This is a genomic window from Flavobacterium sp. EDS, assembly GCF_020991525.1.
Classification (GTDB): domain Bacteria; phylum Bacteroidota; class Bacteroidia; order Flavobacteriales; family Flavobacteriaceae; genus Flavobacterium.
In genome coordinates this window covers 20181-41072 of the sequence record NZ_JAJMOZ010000016.1, presented here as the reverse complement: position 1 = coordinate 41072, position 20892 = coordinate 20181, and the positions used below count along the sequence as shown (strand labels likewise).

General features: G+C 31.5%; 19 protein-coding genes. 2 read left to right on the top strand and 17 right to left on the bottom strand.

Annotated features, from left to right (window positions below):
• Positions 1 to 583: 583 nt before the first annotated feature.
• A complete protein-coding gene (locus tag LPB87_RS17965; protein ID WP_230728770.1) occupies positions 584 to 2791 on the top strand; it encodes a hypothetical protein in 2208 nt (735 codons plus the stop codon).
• Positions 2792 to 3052: 261 nt separating this feature from the next.
• Here LPB87_RS17965 and LPB87_RS17960 read toward each other — a convergent pair whose 3' ends face one another.
• On the bottom strand, positions 3053 to 3385 hold the full coding sequence (locus tag LPB87_RS17960; RefSeq protein WP_347349803.1) for a type IX secretion system membrane protein PorP/SprF: 333 nt from the start codon (positions 3383 to 3385) through the stop codon (positions 3053 to 3055).
• A gap of 165 nt (positions 3386 to 3550) precedes the next feature.
• Positions 3551 to 4270 (bottom strand): hypothetical protein, encoded by a 720-nt coding sequence (locus LPB87_RS17955; RefSeq protein WP_230728768.1) that lies wholly within the window; start codon positions 4268 to 4270, stop codon positions 3551 to 3553.
• Positions 4271 to 4711: 441 nt separating this feature from the next.
• Here LPB87_RS17955 and LPB87_RS17950 point away from each other — a divergent pair, with 441 nt between their 5' ends.
• A complete protein-coding gene (locus LPB87_RS17950) occupies positions 4712 to 5263 on the top strand; it encodes a PAS domain-containing protein (protein ID WP_230728767.1) in 552 nt (183 codons plus the stop codon).
• 403 nt (positions 5264 to 5666) lie between these two features.
• On the opposite strand, the gene LPB87_RS17945 is transcribed toward LPB87_RS17950, so the two are convergent.
• The 15 genes from LPB87_RS17945 to LPB87_RS17875 form a co-directional block, all read right to left on the bottom strand.
• Entirely contained in the window at positions 5667 to 6077 is a 411-nt protein-coding gene (locus LPB87_RS17945) for a hypothetical protein (protein ID WP_230728766.1), read from the bottom strand.
• A gap of 26 nt (positions 6078 to 6103) precedes the next feature.
• Positions 6104 to 6313 (bottom strand): RHS repeat-associated core domain-containing protein, encoded by a 210-nt coding sequence (locus LPB87_RS17940; protein ID WP_347349802.1) that lies wholly within the window; start codon positions 6311 to 6313, stop codon positions 6104 to 6106.
• A gap of 192 nt (positions 6314 to 6505) precedes the next feature.
• Complete coding sequence (locus LPB87_RS17935; protein ID WP_230728765.1) at positions 6506 to 7090, bottom strand: hypothetical protein; 585 nt, start codon at positions 7088 to 7090, stop codon at positions 6506 to 6508.
• Positions 7091 to 7092: 2 nt separating this feature from the next.
• Positions 7093 to 7581, bottom strand: a complete 489-nt coding sequence (locus LPB87_RS17930; RefSeq protein WP_347349801.1) for an RHS repeat-associated core domain-containing protein — start codon at positions 7579 to 7581, stop codon at positions 7093 to 7095.
• A 204-nt stretch (positions 7582 to 7785) separates the two neighbouring features.
• Complete coding sequence (locus LPB87_RS17925; protein WP_230728764.1) at positions 7786 to 8301, bottom strand: ankyrin repeat domain-containing protein; 516 nt, start codon at positions 8299 to 8301, stop codon at positions 7786 to 7788.
• A 582-nt stretch (positions 8302 to 8883) separates the two neighbouring features.
• Positions 8884 to 9390, bottom strand: a complete 507-nt coding sequence (locus LPB87_RS17920) for an SMI1/KNR4 family protein (RefSeq protein WP_230728763.1) — start codon at positions 9388 to 9390, stop codon at positions 8884 to 8886.
• 7 nt (positions 9391 to 9397) lie between these two features.
• Positions 9398 to 9889 (bottom strand): RHS repeat-associated core domain-containing protein, encoded by a 492-nt coding sequence (locus LPB87_RS17915; RefSeq protein ID WP_347349800.1) that lies wholly within the window; start codon positions 9887 to 9889, stop codon positions 9398 to 9400.
• Between the two features lie 207 nt (positions 9890 to 10096).
• A complete protein-coding gene (locus tag LPB87_RS17910; RefSeq protein WP_230728762.1) occupies positions 10097 to 10546 on the bottom strand; it encodes a hypothetical protein in 450 nt (149 codons plus the stop codon).
• Positions 10547 to 10559: 13 nt separating this feature from the next.
• A complete protein-coding gene (locus LPB87_RS17905) occupies positions 10560 to 15023 on the bottom strand; it encodes a DUF6531 domain-containing protein (RefSeq protein WP_230728761.1) in 4464 nt (1487 codons plus the stop codon).
• A gap of 5 nt (positions 15024 to 15028) precedes the next feature.
• The gene (locus LPB87_RS17900; RefSeq protein WP_129538991.1) at positions 15029 to 15355 is read right to left on the bottom strand and encodes an immunity 17 family protein; all 327 of its coding nucleotides are present in this window, start codon (positions 15353 to 15355) and stop codon (positions 15029 to 15031) included.
• Positions 15356 to 15610: 255 nt separating this feature from the next.
• Positions 15611 to 16939: a hypothetical protein gene (locus LPB87_RS17895; RefSeq protein ID WP_129538992.1), complete on the bottom strand. Its 1329-nt coding sequence runs from the start codon at positions 16937 to 16939 to the stop codon at positions 15611 to 15613.
• A 2-nt stretch (positions 16940 to 16941) separates the two neighbouring features.
• Complete coding sequence (locus LPB87_RS17890) at positions 16942 to 18708, bottom strand: phage baseplate assembly protein V (RefSeq protein WP_230728760.1); 1767 nt, start codon at positions 18706 to 18708, stop codon at positions 16942 to 16944.
• A 112-nt stretch (positions 18709 to 18820) separates the two neighbouring features.
• On the bottom strand, positions 18821 to 19429 hold the full coding sequence (locus tag LPB87_RS17885) for a hypothetical protein (protein ID WP_230728759.1): 609 nt from the start codon (positions 19427 to 19429) through the stop codon (positions 18821 to 18823).
• A gap of 135 nt (positions 19430 to 19564) precedes the next feature.
• Positions 19565 to 20056, bottom strand: a complete 492-nt coding sequence (locus LPB87_RS17880; protein ID WP_129538995.1) for a hypothetical protein — start codon at positions 20054 to 20056, stop codon at positions 19565 to 19567.
• The gene (locus LPB87_RS17875) at positions 20040 to 20840 is read right to left on the bottom strand and encodes a hypothetical protein (protein ID WP_230728758.1); all 801 of its coding nucleotides are present in this window, start codon (positions 20838 to 20840) and stop codon (positions 20040 to 20042) included. The genes LPB87_RS17880 and LPB87_RS17875 overlap by 17 nt, the downstream gene beginning before the upstream one ends.
• Positions 20841 to 20892 lie beyond the last annotated feature (52 nt).

The following is a 20892-nucleotide window of genomic DNA, read 5'->3' as shown; positions in this document are numbered from 1 at the left end:
ATTTGAAACCAAGGAAAATACTCGAAAAAAGTGGCCGTTGGAATTTAAAATTTGTGCCGTCACAATCAGTAATCAATATAAAAGTGTATTGACTATATCCCAAAAACCAATGAAAAGTTGAATCAATCCAGATCAAACGCAAAACTTGGGAATTAGATCAAAAGATTAGATAATCTGAATAAGAAGAAACCCACTCAAATGAAAAAGTAAATAAACTGTATTCATTTTTCATATTTAGACATAACCAAAGAATACTTAAATAGTTTTCCTAAAAAAAGACCATGTAGCTTTATCAAAATCTATACAAAATTCTTCATCAATAAAAAAATATCTGTATTTTTATCGAGACAACTCATAAAGTAAAGCATAATTAAATATATCTTTTTTCTGAGATATTTAAATATTAAATTTCACCTTTTAGCGCAATTATTTATTCCAAATTATTGATTGAGTTCTGGTTGGTATATAAAATTCTCTAAAAAAGATAAAGTGCCTTAATATTTATGCTACAAAGAATGTAGTAAGCCTAGTGTCATATTGCTAAAATCAAACTAGAAACTACAAAGTAATTTAAAATTAAAATATGATAAAAAAACTCATTTTCTTTTTCATGTTCTGTTCCTTCCATTTGTTTTCACAAAACAATATAATAACAGATCAATTAATTGAACAGTTGGATAGTTTAACCAGAAATAATACTTCTGACGTAGTATATCTGCAAACTAGTAAAAATATTTATGAAACAGAAGAGGATGTTTGGTTTAAAGGATATGTTTTGGATGGAAACTATTTTATGCCTTCAGAGCGAAGTAAAATATTGTTTGTTCAATTAATAGAAGACAAAACAGATAAGGTTGTTTGGGAAAAGAAGTATGAAATAGAAAAAGGCTTTGTCAATGGCCATCTATTTTTGGATAGTAAATTGCCAGAGGGAACTTATTCCCTCGTAGCTTACAGTTCTTTTTCCTATACAAAAAATACAAAAGAATTTTATGCTGTAAAGAAATTCGAGGTTTTAAAATCAATAAAGAGTAAAGCTATTGCTAATCCAGTTCAAAAAGAGAGCGCTTTGCAATTTTATACTTTTCCTGAAGGAGGAAACCTAGTCTCAGGAATTAAGACTACGCTGGCATTTAAGGCTGTCGATTCAAATGGCTTGCCTGTGAATGTTTCGGGTAACTTGTATGAAAACAATGTCCCTCTGCTTGATTTTAAAAGTAGTCATGCAGGGATGGGAAGCTTAGTTTTTACACCCAATGTAAATAAAAAATATTATATTCAACTCACGACACCAGTATCTAAAGAGCAATATCCTTTGGCAAAAATATATCAAAGCGGTAAAACATTACAATTAATAGAGCAGACAAAAGAAGATTTAATTTTTAAAGTTTCGCAAAGCGCGGGTCTAAATGAAGAAAACGTATGTCTAAGATTGCAAATACGAGGAATGGTTTACTCCATTGCAAGAGGCTTGTTAAAAAAAGAGTTAATAATTAAGTTTCCCTTAAAAGATATCCCGCAGGGCATTGCAGAAATCATCCTTTTTAATGAAAATTCTGTTCCTGAAGCAGAGCGATTAGTTTATATAAACTCAGACCAAAAATTAAACATTAAGGTCGAACTCGATAAAAAAAATTACGATACAAGAGATAAAGTAACTCTAAAAATAAAAGTAACAGACCAAAATCAACAGCCCATAGTAGCCCATTTAGCACTTAGCATCTACGATGAATTATACAAAAACAAACGCGACTCAAAAAACATACTTACCCACTATTTTCTTTCTACCCAATTAAAAGGTAATATTTATGATCCCGAATATTATTTCAACGAACAGAATGAAGATCTAAAACAGTCATTAAACCTATTATTACTTACTCAGGGATGGCGAAGTTATGTGTGGGAAGAATCCAATTTAAGAGAACAGGGCACTCCCCAAAGACCGATTGTTTTTGACGAACTAAAAGCTAAAATCAATTTAAAAAACCCCGATTCAAAATCAAAAGAACCACAGCCACAAGGTGTAAAAATATTTTCTTCCGATGAAAAAAAAGGAACCGATTTTTTAATTGCAGATGCAAACGGAACTTTTACTATTACGCCAAATGATTTAAAAAAAGGAGAAGGAGGCTATACATATCTGAAATTGATTGCTCCTCAAAATTCTAAATACAGCATTAATGCCAAGGATTTTTCGTTTGAAAACATCAATAAAGAGCGCAAGATCAAAACAACTATTTATCCAATACCAGCAGAACTGGAAATCAAACCAGAAGTTTTACGAAAATTTGAAGATCGTCCAGAAATAAACAAATTGAATGAAGTTTTGATAACTTCAAAAAATAAAATAATATTTCGGGACAAATTCATAGGAAAACTAGACAGTTTAGCCAAAGTAAAGCCTTCTAATGATTATGTGTGCGAAAATGGGATATTAAACTGCCCTAAACATCCACCTTACCCAGGTTATAAAGCTGTTGCTGGTAATAACGAACAATTAACTGAATCGGAACTTCTATCAATGTTCAATACTATTGCAATCAAAGGTTTTTATGGAAAGAAAGTATTTTACGAAGCATTTTATGACGATGTAACATTGAATGATCCTATTCCTGATTACCGTAATACTTTGTTTTGGAAACCAGATATTATTACTAATGAGCAAGGAGAAGCAACTGTAACCTTTTTCTGTTCGGATATTAACACCTTGTTTTTAGGAAATATCGAGGGTGTAAGTGGTGATGGTTTATTAGGTGCTGAAAATTTTCAATTTGCAGTAAAAAAGAAATGAATTAAAATTTGATAGGCAATTATAGTATACAAGAAAAAGAATATAATAGCCCTATAATATTAATATCAACTTTTCTCTTACGCTTAATACGCTCTATGTAATCATATGCACAAAATAAAATTATTAAATAACAAAAGAGAAACTACAACGCCCAATAGATTTCCCAAAAATATAAACCAGGCGTATTGAATACTTCAAGTTTCAAATCTTCTATACATTAGAAAGTCATAAACTTGATTGAGCTTTATCTTTTTTGAGGTATTACAATTGCCATTGCCTCATAAGCTCTTTAGGTCGTTTAAAAGTATATTTCAAATGAAATTGATGTGAACTTGGAGCATACTTAGCAATTGAATTTAAGTTATAATCATAAGCGTATCCCACATGAAAGTCTTTTAATACATCAAATCCAATTAATCCAGTCATAGCATTATCCCAACGGTAAGATACTCCAAATCGGAATGATTCTCTATACTCAAAATTTAGTACAAAATCAATTGCTAAAGGAACTGTTCTAACATATTTTGCTAATATCGAAGGCTCAAATATCAACTCACTGTTTAACTCCATATTATATCCAGTAGTCAAAAAGATATTTGGCGAACTGTAAACAGTTGAACCACTTATTGTAGGGGGGACATATCTAGCATTTAATCTAACAGAATCAAAGCTTTAGCAAATCCCTTTATTTTATTACATTCGTAATCCCAAAAATAAAACACCAAATACTCCTTTAAAAGGTCACTTGTTTTTTACTAATTAAAATAATATCGAAAAACCTTTTGTATATTTTGTAAATAGGTCGATTGCAATCAAGACTACGAGAAGAAATATAAAAATCATTAAATAGGTAATCCTTTGGGCTTTTTTATCAAATTCAAAAGTGGTAGGATTTATAAAATAATCAGCGTAAACAGCCTGAGAAATTTTTAGGTGCGGAAAAAATAAAACAGCACCCTGCAGAAAATGACCAATTAACTCATATTTATTTTTCGGGATATAAGTCATTCCATTGTCTGGTTTAGAAAAATGAATCGGAATCTGCTTACCATCTTTAAAACCAAAAATATATCCAGGAGAATATTTTGTTCCAATTTTCCGATCAATATCACTTACATAAACTTCTTTACTCCGCTCCAAGTCTTTGTATAAAACACTTTGAATTGTACCATCAAATTGGTGGTGATGCATACCATATTCATCTACAGAAATCGAGATGACTTTTTTAAGTTTATGGCGTTTGTAATTCTTGTAAAGAGCCCAAACACCCCAAATAAATAAAGGGAAATAAATAAGATTGAAGATTATCTCACCTGTAGATAAAGGGCTACCATACTCCAGTTGAATACTTAAAGGAATTCCAATAAATAAAGCTAACATTGCGAAACACAAAATTCCAAACAGCATATGCATCAATATAGTAAAAACCAGATTGCGTTCAGAAGATATTTTGGGGAAATTTTCTTTGTTATAAATCATTGACTACTTATTACTAAAAAAATTATTACAATTCAAACAGCTCACTATCAGTGAAAAATTCACATTCTTAAATAGCTTATAAAAGACTTTGTCGCCTTTGTCAAATCTAAACAGAATAAATCAAAAAATAAAACTATAGAATAATTTTTCTAACCCTATGAGAAAAAACTAATTTTAAAATAGTTAAAACGGAATTGTAATTTTCAATCTAATACTTGATTCTTTTTTTTCTTATTTACATATATAATTTTTTAAAGTCTGATGTTTATGAACAAATAAATGCTCAAAATAACGCTCTTAAATTTATCAAAAACAAAATTCACCATAATGTTAATACACTACTAAATACCACCAACAATTATACATTTTTTTTATTTTATTTTAAAAATTTGTTATTTAATTCAATTTATCATACTATTGTACGACTAAAAACAAATAAAAATGGAATTAACTTTACTAAAACCAACCCCAATAGATAAAGAAGTCGTTTGGGACAAAAAGCAATTAATAATGACCAAAACAGATCGATTTGGCAATATCGAATATGCCAACGAAGGATTTGTGAATGTATCGGGTTATGAGGATTATGAATTGATGGCTAAACCGCATAATATCATTAGACATCCGGACATGCCTAAAGTCATTTTTAAAATTTTATGGGAAAACTTAAAAGCAGGTCGTAATTTTCATGCTGTAGTTAAAAACATGGCTAAATCTGGAAGATATTATTGGATGGTTACTGATTTTGAAATTAGTAAAGATAAGAATAATGAAATCGCAAATTTTTTAGCAAAACGTAAAGCGGTACCTGAAGAGGCTTTGCAGAAGATTAAGCCTTTATACGAAAGATTACTTCAAATTGAACTTTCAAGTGGTGTTGATGCTAGTGAGAAATACCTAATTGGTTTTCTAGAAGAGAAAAAAATGACTTATGAAGAATATATTAAAGATACTTTTGGTAAAAAAGGCTTTTTTAATAAAATATTTAGTTAGCAATTCAGAATCTTCAAATTCTCCATACCTGCTAGGTTCTTTAAAATCAGTCAAATTATAAACTGATAAACTGATAAACTGATAAACAGATTACTATAGATGATAAATCGAGTAAATAATTAACCTAGACAATCAGTTAGAATTATATCAAAAATATCTTTTTTATCACAAGATCTAAATCTGTCTATCTAAAATTTATGATTAAACAGTTTAAAAAATGATCTCTAAGGTTTTCATTAAGATCTTAAATTCATGATTTAAAAATAAAAAACAAGGTCTTAATAACTATTATTTAGACCTTGTTAGAAAGTCCTGTTACTTCTGTCACATAAAAACAGAAATAAAGAAGCTTACACCAGCACGTTTTTTTGTTTTATATTACTCTTTTTATAAAAGATTCGTGTTAGCTTTTCCAAGCATTTATTAATTCTTTTGAGAAAACTGATAATGATTTATAATCTTTCTTTGTACTAAACCCAGTAATTGCTATTCCAAATTCAAAAAAGACTTTAAAGCCTACTGTATTATACGGTTTTTCTATTTTTGTTAATTCTTTTATGGCTTTAGGATCATTAAAAATATCCATTCCATCATATAACACAGAACAGTTATCAATAAAAGAAACTTCATCTACTAGTCCTTTTTTATTAAGCCTTACTTTAATAGTTCCCCAATCTAAAGTAGTTCTCTTTGAAAAAGAAACTGAAACAAGATCAGGCTCTTTAGAAAAAACACCAACTAAATCTGTCTTAGTCATTCCGAACTTTATATCTCCTACAGAAATATAAGGAATTAAATCATAAACTTTACTCATAATTATTTTGAATATGCGTTTTTTTTTTATCTTTTAGACTGAGCATCAGTAATCAGACCTATCTTATTAGCACGATCAACAAGCCCAAAAATATCTAACCATGCATTACTGTCCTCTACATAATTATAAAACCCGAACTCTCCACTTAGTAGTCCAATTGGATCCTGACTTATGTAGCGCCCATCCTCAGGGTCATAGTAACTATAGCGATTATAACCAAGTCTTCTCTCTACTATACTTTCAATAAATTACCAAAACTTATTATTGTACAACTCAAAAATAGCTTATTTTTCTTTCAAATAAAAAAAACCAAGCAGTTAACACAATAAAAATAGACTTTTATATACAACACAAAACCCGCTAAATCAGTGGATTTTGTCGTTCTATTCTCTTAGTGCATAAACTAGAAACTTACAATTGTAAGTGCATTACTCGCATTCTATTCTATCAAAAATTAAAAATTCTTTTGCTTTTTCTAAAGTTAAAAGTGTATCCTTTAATTTTTCATTAACAATACAGGAGAACCCACCATACTTATCCCAATCTTTTAAAAAAAAACCATCTACTTCCATAGGTATTTTTGATTTATCTAAAACTAAAGTGCTAAAAAACTCAAAGCTTGCTTTAATCGATTTTGATTCATTAATGCAGTTAACAGCAGTTGTAAAATTGAGTAATAAATAAGAATCTGAAAATTTCCCTCTAACATTAACCTCGTTGAACAAGATTCCTTTTATATCAGTAAAAACAGCTCTGTTTAGTACGCTTTTTCTTACAAACAAAATTCTTTCGATAACACTAAACTCAGCCATTTTTTTTTTAAAAAAATCAGATTCATTCAAAACTATACCTTTGTCATTTAATGCTTCAATAGTAAAACTATTTTCTATATTTTTAAAATATGCAACGGTAAACTTGGTTTCTTCTTCGTTTATAAAAAAACGTTCTGCATAAGTAAAATATTTTCTCCAAACTTTTTTTTCTCCAGTTATTCGTAATTTATAGTAATCCATTTTTAATATGTTTTCGTAATAATTTTATTCATTTCACTTCCAACTTGAGTACATTCAGTTTTCATCTTGGCCAATTCAGTTTCAAAACCAGCATCACCTCCCTTTTTACCAGCTGTTTCTAATCTGTCAAAAATATTTTTATGAAAATCTTCCTCATTGTGAGGTCCTTTATGGCCTACTACGTCTACTTTATTTCGTGGATCATTTAGAATATCTTTACGCTCTCTGCCATTTTTAAATTTACCAAATCCATGTTTTCTAAAAAGATCTCTAAATTTATGTTCCCAATCGTCATGCTTATTAGTTGCAATATGATGAGTTGGAGCATAGGCCGAGAGTCCTAAAACATCTATCCATGCATTGGAATCCTCTACATAGTTATAAAAGCCGAGCTCTCCAGATGCCAACCCAATCGGGTCCTGACTGATGTACCGTCCTTCCTCAGGGTCATAATACCTAAAACGATTATAGGCAAGGCCTGTCTCTGCTATACTTTCAATAAATTACCTACTGTCTATCAAGGAGCTTGCTACTGTGTAATTTCAAAAGTAGCTTATTTTTCTTTCAAATAAAAAAGAAAACACAACAATTAGAACAATAAAAATTGACTTTTATATAAAACAACAAAACCCCGATTGCTCAGGGTTTTGTGTCGTATTTCTTTGCGTGCACAAGCTAGAAGATTGCGTCAGCCTTTAGATTTGTGAAATAAAATATTTATGAATACTTTCATTACCATCATTTTCTAGTGCTCCCATTTTTGCACTTCTACCGTAATTATTTTCATGGTTTACATCTGCACCATTTTCAATCAGTTTTCTAATAAAATAATCGTCGTTTATTCTTTGCCACCATGTTACAGCTGTTGATAAAATATTGTTACCATTTCCATCGGTTGAATTACCATCTGCTCCAACCTCTATTAAATAATCAAAAAAATCTTTTTTAGAAAGAAGAACAGCTATATGTAACGGACTCATTTTATTTCTTCCATTTACTTGTTTTTCATTAATGTCAATCCCTTTTTTTATTAATAAATCGATAATTTCTTTATATTTTTTGCTGTTTTCATTTGAAAACCCTCCTCCAATAAAATAATGCAGGATATTTCCATAATTATCTTTTTCGTTGATGTCAAAATCTTCCAAAGCTTTTTTAAACTCTTCGAAACTATTATTTATTAAAACTAATTTTAAGTCCTTAATATTCATGCTAATTATTTTTACAAATTAATTTATTCCAATCCTTTAAATGTACCACCGTCGATTGAACTTTGTGTTGCACATTCATATCCTAAATTGTCAATATTATTATAGTCATCTGCAACTTCTTTTCTGGTTTTCGTGTGATTATCAAGGTCGTCTTGGTCTATTTATAAAAACACAAAACCCCGATTACTCAGGGTTTTGTGTTTTTTTATTCTTTGTCGATTCTCTTTGAGGGCACGGAAAGAATTTCCGCGCTATCGTTGTGCATATCCGAGCAATCGGGTTAAAGAATTAATCAGACAATTTCAAGAAGTAGAAAAATTAAACCCCGAAGAAAAACATCTTGTTAAAACTTTCTTAGATGCCTTTATTACAAAAAAGAAGATTCAACAACTCGCTTTATAAAACGACAAACCCCGCTAAATTAGCGGGGTTTGTATTTATTATCTTCTCAGTGCGAACTCAGAAACATTCGCACAGCACTTATAAAGAACTCTTCGCAGAGCGGGGTTTAAATCCAGATTCTTTAGCTTTTTAAATAATTTCTTATCGTGCTCACAAGCGGAACACTTATCTCATGGTGTTTTAAATAAAATCTTTTATTTGAGCTGTTTCAGAAGAATGTAATTCCATAAATTCTTCAAATGAATTTGCAATAACTTCAATCTCTTCATATTCAGGCTCTCTTCCATAAACAATTTTTCCAATATTCGCTCCCTTAATACCAATTCCTAGATATGAATATCCATTTTTTACAGAGATAAGAAAAGGTAAATATTTTTTCCAAAATTTAACAATTTCATTTCTTTCTTCATCATCTTCAGCACATTCCAAACTATCAACTTCAAAATCATTCCATAAAAAAGCACTTTTATCAGTTCCTAAATTTGAATAATCAATTAATGAGTTAAACCATACAGTTTCCTCTTTATTAGTCAGTTTATTAAATTTTTTTAAAAAAAGTATATATGAAATATCAATATTTTTCAATTTTCCATCAGCAATATTTTCTAAATTATAATCTTGTTTATCCATAGGATCATAAATCCACTTTTTTTTAATTAGCTCATTAATATAGTCTTCTATTTGCATATTATTTCTATTTTTTATTATAGCCTGTACTTTTAAGCCTTTTTATTAATTGTCTTTGCATTTTTGTAGCTAAAGAATGTAACGGATTTTTTATTTTCCGTGTTTCATTCGTTATTGTAAGTTTTTGCCCCTCTGGACCATCTAGAGCCAGTCCATGCGGATGATGTCCTCCGCTTTCACCTTTCTTCTTTCTTATATCATCGACAGTAGCTTTATCAACATATTGTATTTTGGTTTTATCAGGATCAATACCTTGCCATTGGGGATTATTTTTGAACTCATCTCTAAAATTTTGCAATAATTCAGGTTCATCTTTTAATAACTCTGCAATCGTAATTCCATCTAATCCAAAAACATCAATCCACGCATTGGTATTATGAACATAGTTATAAAACCCGAACTCTCCAGAAGCCAAGCCAATTGGATCCTGACTTATGTACCGTCCTTCCTCAGGATCATAGTACCTAAAACGATTATAGGCAAGTCTTCTCTCTACTATTATCTACTGTCAAAGAGCCTACTATTACGATATTTCAAAAATAACTGATTTTTCTTTCAAATGAAAAAGAAAACACAAAACACATTAGCACAATAAAACATTATCGCTATAAAAGAACAAAACCCGCTAAAATTAGCGGGTTTTGTTCTTTTAAATTACTTTGCGTGCACAAGCTAGAAACTTGCGCAAGAGAGAAAAACATCGGGATTACTTTTCATTTATAGATTTGTAAATATCCTGTAACTCTTTTGCATATTTTTTAGCATTAGGAATACGCATTTTTTTTAAATATTTCTCTAATGAATCATCCCCTTTTTTTATAAGAATTAATTCGATTAAATAATATATCAAGAATGTCATTGAAAGTCCTAATTCTTCTACAACTTCATCTTCATCACCATCATCTGAAATCCAATCATCATCTTCATCTTTTTCATCTGTACTATTTAAAGTTGTTAATTTTTTCACAGAAAAAGAAATTACTTCATCAATATTTTTAACTAAAAAGTCCAACAGTTTTTCTTCGCTTTGATCTGCCTTCTTGATAGCTTCCTTTGCATACTGTATTGAAGACATATAATTATTTGTATCAATTTTTTTATTTGATTTCTCTACTATTTCAAATATTACTTTTATATAAATCTTATTTTCTATCATAATTTAAATATTTTTATTTAGGATTTAGACCTTCTAAAATTTTTATCAATTTTGTCCCAACATGTCGATATTTATCCATTGAAGCATGTCCCCAAGGATTTGCTTCTGTCAAATTCCAAGATTCATGAGCTTTTAATGAGCCTCCTCTTTGTTTTAAATGAGTATGTTCAAGTTCCATAGACACATATTTAGTACTTCTGTTTCCTAATTTATCCTCTACAATAACTTTAATCTGTGGAGAATTGCCTTCTCTAATTCGTTGTTTATTTCTTTCAGAAAACCTACCAGGATTTGCTTCTAATTCGTCTGACCAGTATTTTTTCCTTGCTTTAGTCCATGCGGCTTTATAAGCATTACTTGCAAGTCCTAATTCATCAATCCATCCATTTGTATCATGAACATAGTTATAAAACCCGAACTCTCCAGAAGCCAAACCAATCGGGTCTTGAGAAATATACCGCCCTTCCTCAGGGTCATAGTACCTAAAACGATTATAGGCAAGTTCTATTTCACTATCATAACTTTGTCCCTGATACAAAAATTGGCAAAAGTTTTCAAATCCAGTTTCTTTTAAAACTTTACCGTTACTGTTTAAAGAACGCTCCCAAATAAGTTTTCCATCATCAGCATACGCTTCTATTGGTGTACCTAAATGGTCATTTATTATGCTATACTGTTTATCTTTTTTTATTTTGGCTATTGGAGAAAAACTATCTTCCTCAAATACCCATGTTATAATATTGTCTGAGAGTACGTCTTTAGTCGTAAATGTTTTCCATTCGTGCAAAGGCACATTACCATCCCAAGCAAAGTTAGTAAATGTTTTTTTATAATGTTTGTATATTCTTCTGCCCAAGGCGTCGTATGCAAAATTTACATAGTCACCATCGGGGCGTTGTACCCTTTTAAGCATTCCTGTGGCGTTCCATTCATAAAACCAATGCTCTTCTTTAAAAGAAAAAATACTTCCTGTTTTTTTATATTTTTCTATTAAGTTACCAAGATGGTCATATTTGTAATGCCAACTGCCTTTTTTTTCTAATTTCCCATCTCGGGTATACGTTCTATCCTTTTTTTCGGGTGTTTCGTATAGGTTTCCTTTGCCGTCCGGATATCTGTTTTGGATACTTCCATCGGCATATTTTGCTTCTGTTAAGTGCCCGTTTTTGTTATATGCAAAATTAGTTACACCTGTGGTAGAGTCTATTATTTGTCTTAATTGGTTGTTTATTCCCCATTGGTATTTTCGGCTTTTAACACGTTTACTGGCATGTCCTACAAGTTGTTCCGTTGGTCGTCCTAGCGCATCTCGGTTGGTAGTTTGTTGTATGTTACCTGGTAGTAAACGTTGTATTTCTAGTCCCATTTGGTCATAACCAAAAGTGCTTTGCCAGTCTTCTTGGGTTTTCATTTTGCTTAACTGCCCCAACTCATTATACTCCAGATCCAGGTTAGCTCCTAGATTACTTTTCAAATTGGTACGTTGTCCTACTGCATTATACGTATTGGTTATAATGGTACCATTTTGTGTTTCTTGTGTAATATTACCTAAGGTGTCGTAGGTAAAGGTTACCTCACTAGCTGGGTTTATAGCACTGATGAGTAAGCCTGCTGGATTATAATCAAAGAGGTGTTCTATGCCATCTGTGTAGGTAATCTTTTGTATGTTGCCTAATCTGTTATACTCATAATTCGTTTTGGCATTTTGAGCTAGAGTACTTTCGTGGTTTTCTATTTCTTTTTGCAGAACATTGCCCGCAAGATCATGTTTATACAGGCGCACTACATTGTCAAACGGACTTTCTTCGACTACATTACCTACGCTGTCACGCTTAAAAGTGTAGGGCTGGTGGTCGTTTTCTATTCGTATCAACTGTTCTTCTTTATTGTAAAAAAAGAGAGTCTTTTTTTGGTTTTGATACCTACCTGTCATTTTCCACATCCCTTTGTAAGTGTAGCTTACCTCAGTCTGAGCATCATTGTATTGCAACAGGTTGTCTATACCATCGTATTGTAATTTTATCTCATTCCCATCAAAATCATCTACTTGGGTTACTCTACCTAGTAGGTCATAAAACAGTTTTTGTTTAGCGTCTTTTGCGTTTTGTGTAGTAATATTTCTTCCTAGAGAATCATAACTATATAAGGTTATAGCACCTGTAGGTTCTGTTATTTGTATTAAGTTATAATTTTTGTCATACTCCAAAAGTGTTTTATTACCCAAATAATCTATAATAGTATTAGGTAAACCGTTTTGGTATTCTATTTTGGTTTTGGCATTATTGGGGTTGGTAACTTCTATAGTGTTCCCATTAGAGTCGTATTTCCATTTCCATTTTCCACCCAATGACGTTTCTAATAAACTTGGTAGGTTCTTATGCAAAAAGCTATAGTCTGTCGTTTCAGTCCCCCCCATTGGGTTGGTGGTTTGTATCTGGTTACCACGATTGTCATAGCCATATAAATAGGCATTTTCTAGCGGGTCAGTTTCAGAAAGTAGTTGATTGTCTTTGTCGTAAAGCCACTGATTTATAGCTCCATTAGGATCAATACGTTTGTATACGAGTCCGTTTTTATGGTAGTACTCAATGTCATGCCCTCGGCTATCGGTTACAATCGTTTTGCCTTCTTCAAAAAATAATTTGTGGTTGTAAATATCTCCATCTCCCCAAGTGTGTACACAGCGCGCTCCAGGTGCTGTACCATCATACTCAAAATACCAATTAAGACCATTACGCCAAATTTCTTTGGTCATTAGCCTGTCTTTATATTCAAAGAACATACTATCGTTCTCAGCATTGGTCTGTTTTACAAGGTTCCCTATTGCATCATACTCATAGGTGGCAATTGCAAAAAACTGGTTATATGCCGTTGGATGCGGTGCCGTAATGGTTAGTATTCTGCCTTGGTTATCGTTAGTAACTGTAAGTTCTCGATGAGCTGCATCGGTTATTTTGATCAAAAAACCATTAGTATCATACCCAAAAAAAAGAGCAAATCCATTGGCATTGGCTACAGTTTGCAGAAGATGCAAGTCGTTGTAAGAGTTGGGAGTAAAATAATAATATAAATTTTCTTTTATATCCCAAAGGTACAGGCGATTGGTATCGTCTACAAAAAGTTCGAGTTGCTCTGCTTTATTAAACGTTGGTTTTTTTAGGCTAGGTTTTTCAAAAGCAATGGGTCTACCATCGGTAAGCCTTACGGTAACAGTATTGGTATCATCGTCTACATGCATTGCCATATCATAAGCATGGTGCCATCCATTCCCTAGCGGGCCTTGATAATCTGATTTGCTATAATAGGTACGTTCCCATGATAAAGGTATGGGACCAGGCAAGAAAAAATCTTCTTCATCCGTAAAAAAGTTACCTGTCGCTACATCTACAGGGTGACCTGTAACTGTACAAATTCCTTTGTGCAGCATATTTTGTAGCTTACCCGAACCAATTTTTTTGTTGACTAATTTGTGCATTTTCCCTCCTACAAATTTTCCCAGCGTTGCTCTTAGCATTTTTTTGAGCATTGTAATTGGGTTAAAAGGAGCAGGAACAGGATTCGTAATAATTAATCCTGATGTGGGGATGGGTATTATTACACTCGTAGGCAAAAATAGTTTTAACCCTATCTTAATTGAATCGTCCTTATTTTTTGTAGGACGAAAAGTATGGGGAGAAAAAATACCAATATCTTGACAACTATTATGCAAATGGGCACCACCACCACCAATAGGATCACCATCTGCAAGAGCTAGCAAACTACCAAAAAGAGCGTGTCCATTATTTTTGCTACACAATCTAGAATAAACAGGATGAAATCCTGCTCCCATCGGAAAATGAGGAATGTTTTTTGTAGGTGTACTCGCAACAGCACGCGGTATAAAACCTCCAATTTTTACAGTAGCACCAATCATACCTACAATCATTGTGGCTGCGGTATGTGCTACGGTTAATGCTTGTACTTTATTGGCCTCTGCTTGTTCTCCATCTGTGGGTGTTTCAGACATTGGCGGTGGCGCAGGTGGTGGTGGAATTATAGATGCAATTGCTGCAGCTAAGAAATCTTTTGGGCGAAAAAGCATTCCTATATACGGATGTGGCATTGATATAGGAGCCGGAGAAGGCGGTATAGTTACCATGTGAATATCTATACCCAACACAGGGTCAAGCTGTTTGGAGATTGGTAGTGATGCCATTCCTTTCATCCCGATACCTTCTAACATAGGCATCAATGCCGCTCCTAATACTCCATCTACCATACTTGTTACAGCTCCAAAGGCTTGTATTCCAGTACCCACAGCATTAAGTGCCAACGCTGTAACTTTGGTAGAAGTACTTAAGCTTTTATTATTATATGTCTTTTGAGCAGTAGTTACATTGGCCGAAATCCCTTGCGTTTTCTTAGCTGTGGTAATAGCAAGCTGTTGGCTCACTTTTTCATGATAGCTTTTATCTGCATATTTAGATTCTTTTTCCATGCCGTTTATTTTTGTTGAGTAACCTCTTTATCAGAAGTGTTTTTTAAGCTATCTTTTTGTTTTGAATTAGAAAGAAAAAAAGCTCCAACACAAAGAAAAACCACTACCCCCATAACAACTATCATTAATTTACGCATGGTTTCTTTTCCAAATACTTCATATAAAAACACAGATCGCGTGCTCCCCTCAGGATTAATAATCCAACTCCATCTAAACAAATATCCCAGAAAAAATATAGTAAACCCCACTGCGGCTAACAAATAACCATAATGTGGATTTTGAGTTAAAAATTGGCTAAATTGGTTTGTAATGCTTTCTGATTGCTCTTTCATAATAGGTTTTGTTTGTAGGTTTTGTTTGTTTTTTAGAATAGTGTTAATGAAATTATTAAACTAATTAGGCAAAAAATAAATACTAAAAATGTATTTATACCCCTTCTAGATACTTTTTGTTTGTTAGGCAATGTAATTTTGTCTTTGCTACTAAGGTTCCAATTTCTTTGATATACCGAACCAAAAATTAGAATTCCAATTACTATAAAAGAAAAAATTCTTTTCCAATTTAAGTTAGCAATAACTTCGTATAGGTTATTTACCTGTTCCATATCGATCAATTTCAAATTTATAATTTTCACCAAAAAGAGGAATTAATACTTCGTCTAGCTTTTGTTTACTTACTTTGTTTTCGAAATTTGAATTATAAATTACATCTTTTAACAGCAACGGAAAAGTTGAATTTGATAATAATTGAGGGGTTAATTCTGTATGTAAATTAAAGCCCTCGATATAAAAAGGCAGTACGTTTTTTTCTACATCAAATTTATTACCTGACCATCCACAAAGACGACAGGCTTCTATTTGCATTAAATAATCATCACATTGTTTGTATGCTTCTTTTGCACTTATGTAATCAGCATTAGCTTTTCTCCAATCGTTCTTTAAAACATAAATACTACCTCTGCCTATATGAGTTTGACCTGCCAATCTATTACCGATTGAAGGCTCCGTTTCTTTTTGAGCAATTATAGAGGCTTCTACTGCTTTGTCTGCAAAATAAATTGCTTCATCGTAGTTTTTATAACCAATTTGATCATTATATAAGATTACATAAACGGTAACAATTTGAGAAATCCAGTTTGTATCATTTTTTAATTCTCGAAGAACAATATCTAAACATTTTTTTGCTTGAATACTTACCTTATCCTGATTCCGATCTTCAACAGCATGCATTAATTTTACCAATTCGCTACGATATACATTTTCTGGCTTGGTAGGGTCTGCTTGTGCAACTAATTGTTCTACAACTGCATTAACATTAATGTCAGTTTTAATTTCTTTTACTTCTTTAGGAAAATGATCTACTACTTTTTGATATACCAAATTTTCTGTTGATTGTACTACTGTCCACGAAACATTTTTTTCGAAAGGAAAGGCTAGTGATAATTTTGTCCACTGATAAGCCTCAGATTTTGAAATACCATAATTTTTGAAAACATAACACACTTCTATATCCCTTTTAGGAAAAAGATTCTTAGCGAAACTATTTAAATTATCTACCAAAAGTTGCATTGGGTTTTTAGAATTAGTGTGCTCTAAAAGTGGTTCCCAATTTATTTCTGAAGTAGCATATTCTACAGGTTTGTTCATAGTGTTCCAATTCTGCACTAGTTCCTGCATTTCTTTAGCAATATCGAGAGCAAAAGATTCTTCATTTTCAAAAACAGATTCAAAAACCCAAACAAAATTTTCTACTTGGTTGTCTAATGCTAAGATATAATCCAAAAAAGCTTCCATCATAGATTCCTCTTTTGGGGTATAAGTAATGCATACCATTTTTACATCTTTTGAGATATAAGCATTTTGCCATTTACTTACTAAACTATCCATAGCATTTTGTACCGAATTACTAGTTGCCATATTTAATTTAATCTAATAATTGTTCCCTCTACAGATGTGGTTGCCGATGAAGATAAAGTTGCTAATGCAGTTCCTGTAACAGAAACTTCTGCTGCCGAATTTATATCTACTTTTATCGGAGAGGTCACTACAACTTCTTCCGAACCAGTTACAGTTACTTTTGGACTATTATGATCCAGTGTCTCCGCACCATTAATCGTTACTTTATTACCCGATAAATCAATAGTTCCATCTTCTTTTAATGTTAAACTACTACTACCTGTAGTTAGCGTTATTGAAGCCGAAGATGTAACCGAAATATTTCCTGCTCCATCTAATGCCACAGAATTTCCTGCTCCATCTGTTATAGTAATACTTTTTTTATCTTCTTGAAAAGCTATGGTGCTACCACTTTTAGTTCTAATAGTTTTAGTGTTATTACCACTACCACCACCAGCTCCGATAACATGGTTAAATACACTTCCTAATACAAAAGGTCTGTTGGGGTCATTATGTCTAAACCCTAACATTACAGAATCTCCAACCTCAGGGATAAATACAATTCCTCTATTATTTGGTCCACCTGCATCAGGAGTCATGACACGAAGCCAGGCTGTTTTCATCGAAGTACCTTGTTGCCAAAGCATTTGCACCCTAATTCTTCCTTTATTTTTCGGGTCGGTATTACTCTCTACAATCGCTTGCTGTGTTTGTGCAATTGGATAAGCAATATCCGGTTCTGGCAAGCTTAGTATTTTTGAAGGTATCGCTCTAAAATCATTCCCATACTCTCCTAAATGTGTAGCATAGTGCGTAATTTCGGTAATAATATAAGAACCTACTTCTTGTGTAATCATGCTCGAGTTTTCTAAAACACTCGATTGTATATTAACAATACTTCCTATTTTTAATTTTGAATTTTTAGTACTTGCATTAACGTAATTGGTATTGGCAGCAGCACTTTCTTGCTTCTTTTTTAAGAAAGATTCCAGAATTAAATCATCACCTGTACTTACAACACCGTGTGTAAAAGCAGGTGTTGCAAAAAGATCTTTTGAGCTTGCAAATGCTTCGTTTCCTAATTTGGGCAAACCACCTACTGTATCTTTAGATTTAGCCGTATAACGCTTATCTGTGCTTTCGTTGTAAGTAAAAGCACTAAATTTATTAGGTACAGCCTGTACAGATATCTTTAATTTTGAAATATCTCTATTATACATTAACGATATAGGATCATCAAAACTTTTAGGCTTGCCAAAAACTAATTTCTCTCCGTCATAATACAACCATTCATTATATTGTTTTGCTAATCGCTGGATGAACTGAAAATCAGTTTCGAGATACTGATTCTGATAGTCCATTTTACTGGTATACTCAGGATTTATTTCGTTCTGTAATTGCTCCCCAGAACCATTCTTAACTACTTCTTTTACAATATCTTTTAAGGGTAGTTCTTCCCAGGAATATAACTTTTCTCCTGATTCTAACAATATCGTTTTAGAATATCCAGACACAATTATCTGGTTACCTGAATGCCCCATTTCCTGATCAAAATCGACATTGGTAACAACCCCTAAAAAATTATTTTTCTCCTCAAGCATTATATGTACCACTTTACCTAACCAGCCTTGCGCATTTTCCAGCGTGTATGCCAAAGGACTCTCTACTGCCGCGTGTGGGACATGAATTTCAAATTGATGATGGCCATTTATTACCTGTACCAATTCAATGCTGGTAAAATGACTTATTTTTTTACCGTCTATTCCAAATATTATTGCTGGTCGTGTCATGTTTTTATAGTTTAATAATTACTGGTATAGTACCTCTCATCTTTAAAGATGATTTTCTCAATATCTGTTACTTCAATTTTAAATATCCAAATAAATATTATGCAAAGCGTTTTTAACTAACCCAAGTTCGGTGCTTATTTATAATTCTCCACTTTCCATTAATTTTAGACAAAAAGAATGCTTTTCCGTCTCCGCAAAGCCCTCCGCAAAAGTGATTAAGCTCAACGTAAGCTTTAGTCATATCTTTTGAAAAAACAGGTATTGTCATTTGATAAAAATCATATTTTGTTCTATTTTCTTGTTTTACTTTTTCCTTCTCGAATGTTGTCGAATTTATTTTATCTATTATTTTTTGCTCTATTTTAAATTCTTTCTGCCCTAGATTTTGTGAGACTAAATAAGAAGAATCAGATTTTGAGAAAAAAAAATCTCTTTCTATTTTGGAATTTAATAAATCATTTATGGAGACATTATTAAATGGAATAGACGGAATGTTTTGTTTATCAGTACTTTCTGGAATATGAATATTTATTTTTATTAGATCTTCACAAAAAAGAGAGATAGGACTTAATTTATTTCTGGAAAATTTTAAACTATCTTGATCAATTATTGTTTCGACGATTCCATTAATATTCTTAATTTTTACAAGCGAAGATTTATTATCTTTTTCTTTGCAACTTAAAAACATTAAAAAGCTAATTATCAAAATTGTATTTTTCATTATTATTAAGAGTTTTTTAATTGTTGTCTATGAAGATTATCAAGTTAATTAATAATCTTTTTTAGAATCTATTCCGAATATAATTGTTGATGGTTTCATAAACTTATAATTAAAAAGATTGTTGTTACTTCATTATTATTTCTCAAAGATGATTCTCTCATCATTATCTATTTCTTCAATTTTATATATTCTATAATTATTATCATAATAAAAGATTCGTTTATATTTATAGTTCAAACTGTCATGTTTTCCATAAATAGTCTGGAATTTATTGTTCCCAATTTTTGAAATTTTACAATAGAGCGAATCGAATATTACATTATAATTGTAGCAAGTATCTTTATTTATAGAAAAAGACAATTTACTTTTTATAGAGATTGGTCCTTCAGTAGGATTATAAAAATCTTTATAAAAATCATTCCTTTTTTTATAATAAATAGTAGTATCGATTGTTTTATTCTTCTTTGAAAAATTCCCAGAAATGCATAAAATGGTATCATTAGAATAAATATACTCACGATATTCATCGTTTTTTTTGTTTGTTAAAACATCACTTTTTTTTGAACAACTAAAAAAAAATAATAGCAATAAAATAAACCAACTAGTGTTTTTATTTAAGATCCCCATATTTTATCAGATTAACTTTTTCCACATTATCAAAAACTTCTTTATATTTTGGATCAACTTTTTCTAGTTCTTGAGTAATTTTTTTATACATCCTAATACCTTTATGGTTTGAATCCAAATCTCGAAGAGCTATATGATCTTCATTTGCACTATAAATACTTCTTTTAATTTTTTCAGCTTCATCTAAACCACCTCTTCTAAATCCTTGAATTATTTCTTCGATACCTCCAGCATTATGAACAAAAAGTTCGTGCGAGATTGCATCAATATCTGATTGATTAGTATATATATTAATCAATAATTTTCCAGTTTCTTTGTCCTGAGATAAGGTAACATTTCCTTCACGATGCGCAAAACCTCGTGATCCTTCGTAAATTTTATTGTCTTTGTCTAATTCGAATTGAACAATATTAAGTATAACGTCAGAATATTTTCCATCAGCTCGAGCTTTATAGCCGTAAAACATGTCGTTTTTTTTCATAAACTGCGATATATAGTTTTTACCAGTATTGGTCTTCATTATATCTCTCATTGTAAGACCCAGTGCTTTTGTAAAAATTCCTTTTCTAAATATAGGGTCTAGTTCAGGTTTTGTTAATGATGTGACCAAATAAGGAACAACATCAAATGGATTATTAGACCGGTATTGATTATTTCTTCTTTCAATCATTGCTTCTAACATATTAGTATTTTCCCACACATCTGTTTCCCTGTTATATCGTGGACTTTTAACTCCTAACGAACAGCTATTTCTATATTTCCCTGAAGATGATGATCTAGACATAATAAATTAGTTTTTATAATTATTTAAGTTGAGAATGGTACATCTTTTAAAA

Coding starts and splice junctions, on each gene's coding strand:
- LPB87_RS17925 (WP_230728764.1), bottom strand. CDS start 8,301: ATGAATATTAAGGACTTAAAATTAGTTTTAATAAATAATAGTTTCGAA.
- LPB87_RS17935 (WP_230728765.1), bottom strand. CDS start 7,090: ATGGATTACTATAAATTACGAATAACTGGAGAAAAAAAAGTTTGGAGA.
- LPB87_RS17895 (WP_129538992.1), bottom strand. CDS start 16,939: ATGGCAACTAGTAATTCGGTACAAAATGCTATGGATAGTTTAGTAAGT.
- LPB87_RS17910 (WP_230728762.1), bottom strand. CDS start 10,546: ATGATAGAAAATAAGATTTATATAAAAGTAATATTTGAAATAGTAGAG.
- LPB87_RS17965 (WP_230728770.1), top strand. CDS start 584: ATGATAAAAAAACTCATTTTCTTTTTCATGTTCTGTTCCTTCCATTTG.
- LPB87_RS17945 (WP_230728766.1), bottom strand. CDS start 6,077: ATGAGTAAAGTTTATGATTTAATTCCTTATATTTCTGTAGGAGATATA.
- LPB87_RS17885 (WP_230728759.1), bottom strand. CDS start 19,429: ATGAAAAATACAATTTTGATAATTAGCTTTTTAATGTTTTTAAGTTGC.
- LPB87_RS17955 (WP_230728768.1), bottom strand. CDS start 4,270: ATGATTTATAACAAAGAAAATTTCCCCAAAATATCTTCTGAACGCAAT.
- LPB87_RS17875 (WP_230728758.1), bottom strand. CDS start 20,840: ATGTCTAGATCATCATCTTCAGGGAAATATAGAAATAGCTGTTCGTTA.
- LPB87_RS17920 (WP_230728763.1), bottom strand. CDS start 9,390: ATGCAAATAGAAGACTATATTAATGAGCTAATTAAAAAAAAGTGGATT.
- LPB87_RS17950 (WP_230728767.1), top strand. CDS start 4,712: ATGGAATTAACTTTACTAAAACCAACCCCAATAGATAAAGAAGTCGTT.
- LPB87_RS17890 (WP_230728760.1), bottom strand. CDS start 18,708: ATGACACGACCAGCAATAATATTTGGAATAGACGGTAAAAAAATAAGT.
- LPB87_RS17905 (WP_230728761.1), bottom strand. CDS start 15,023: ATGGAAAAAGAATCTAAATATGCAGATAAAAGCTATCATGAAAAAGTG.
- LPB87_RS17900 (WP_129538991.1), bottom strand. CDS start 15,355: ATGAAAGAGCAATCAGAAAGCATTACAAACCAATTTAGCCAATTTTTA.
- LPB87_RS17880 (WP_129538995.1), bottom strand. CDS start 20,056: ATGGGGATCTTAAATAAAAACACTAGTTGGTTTATTTTATTGCTATTA.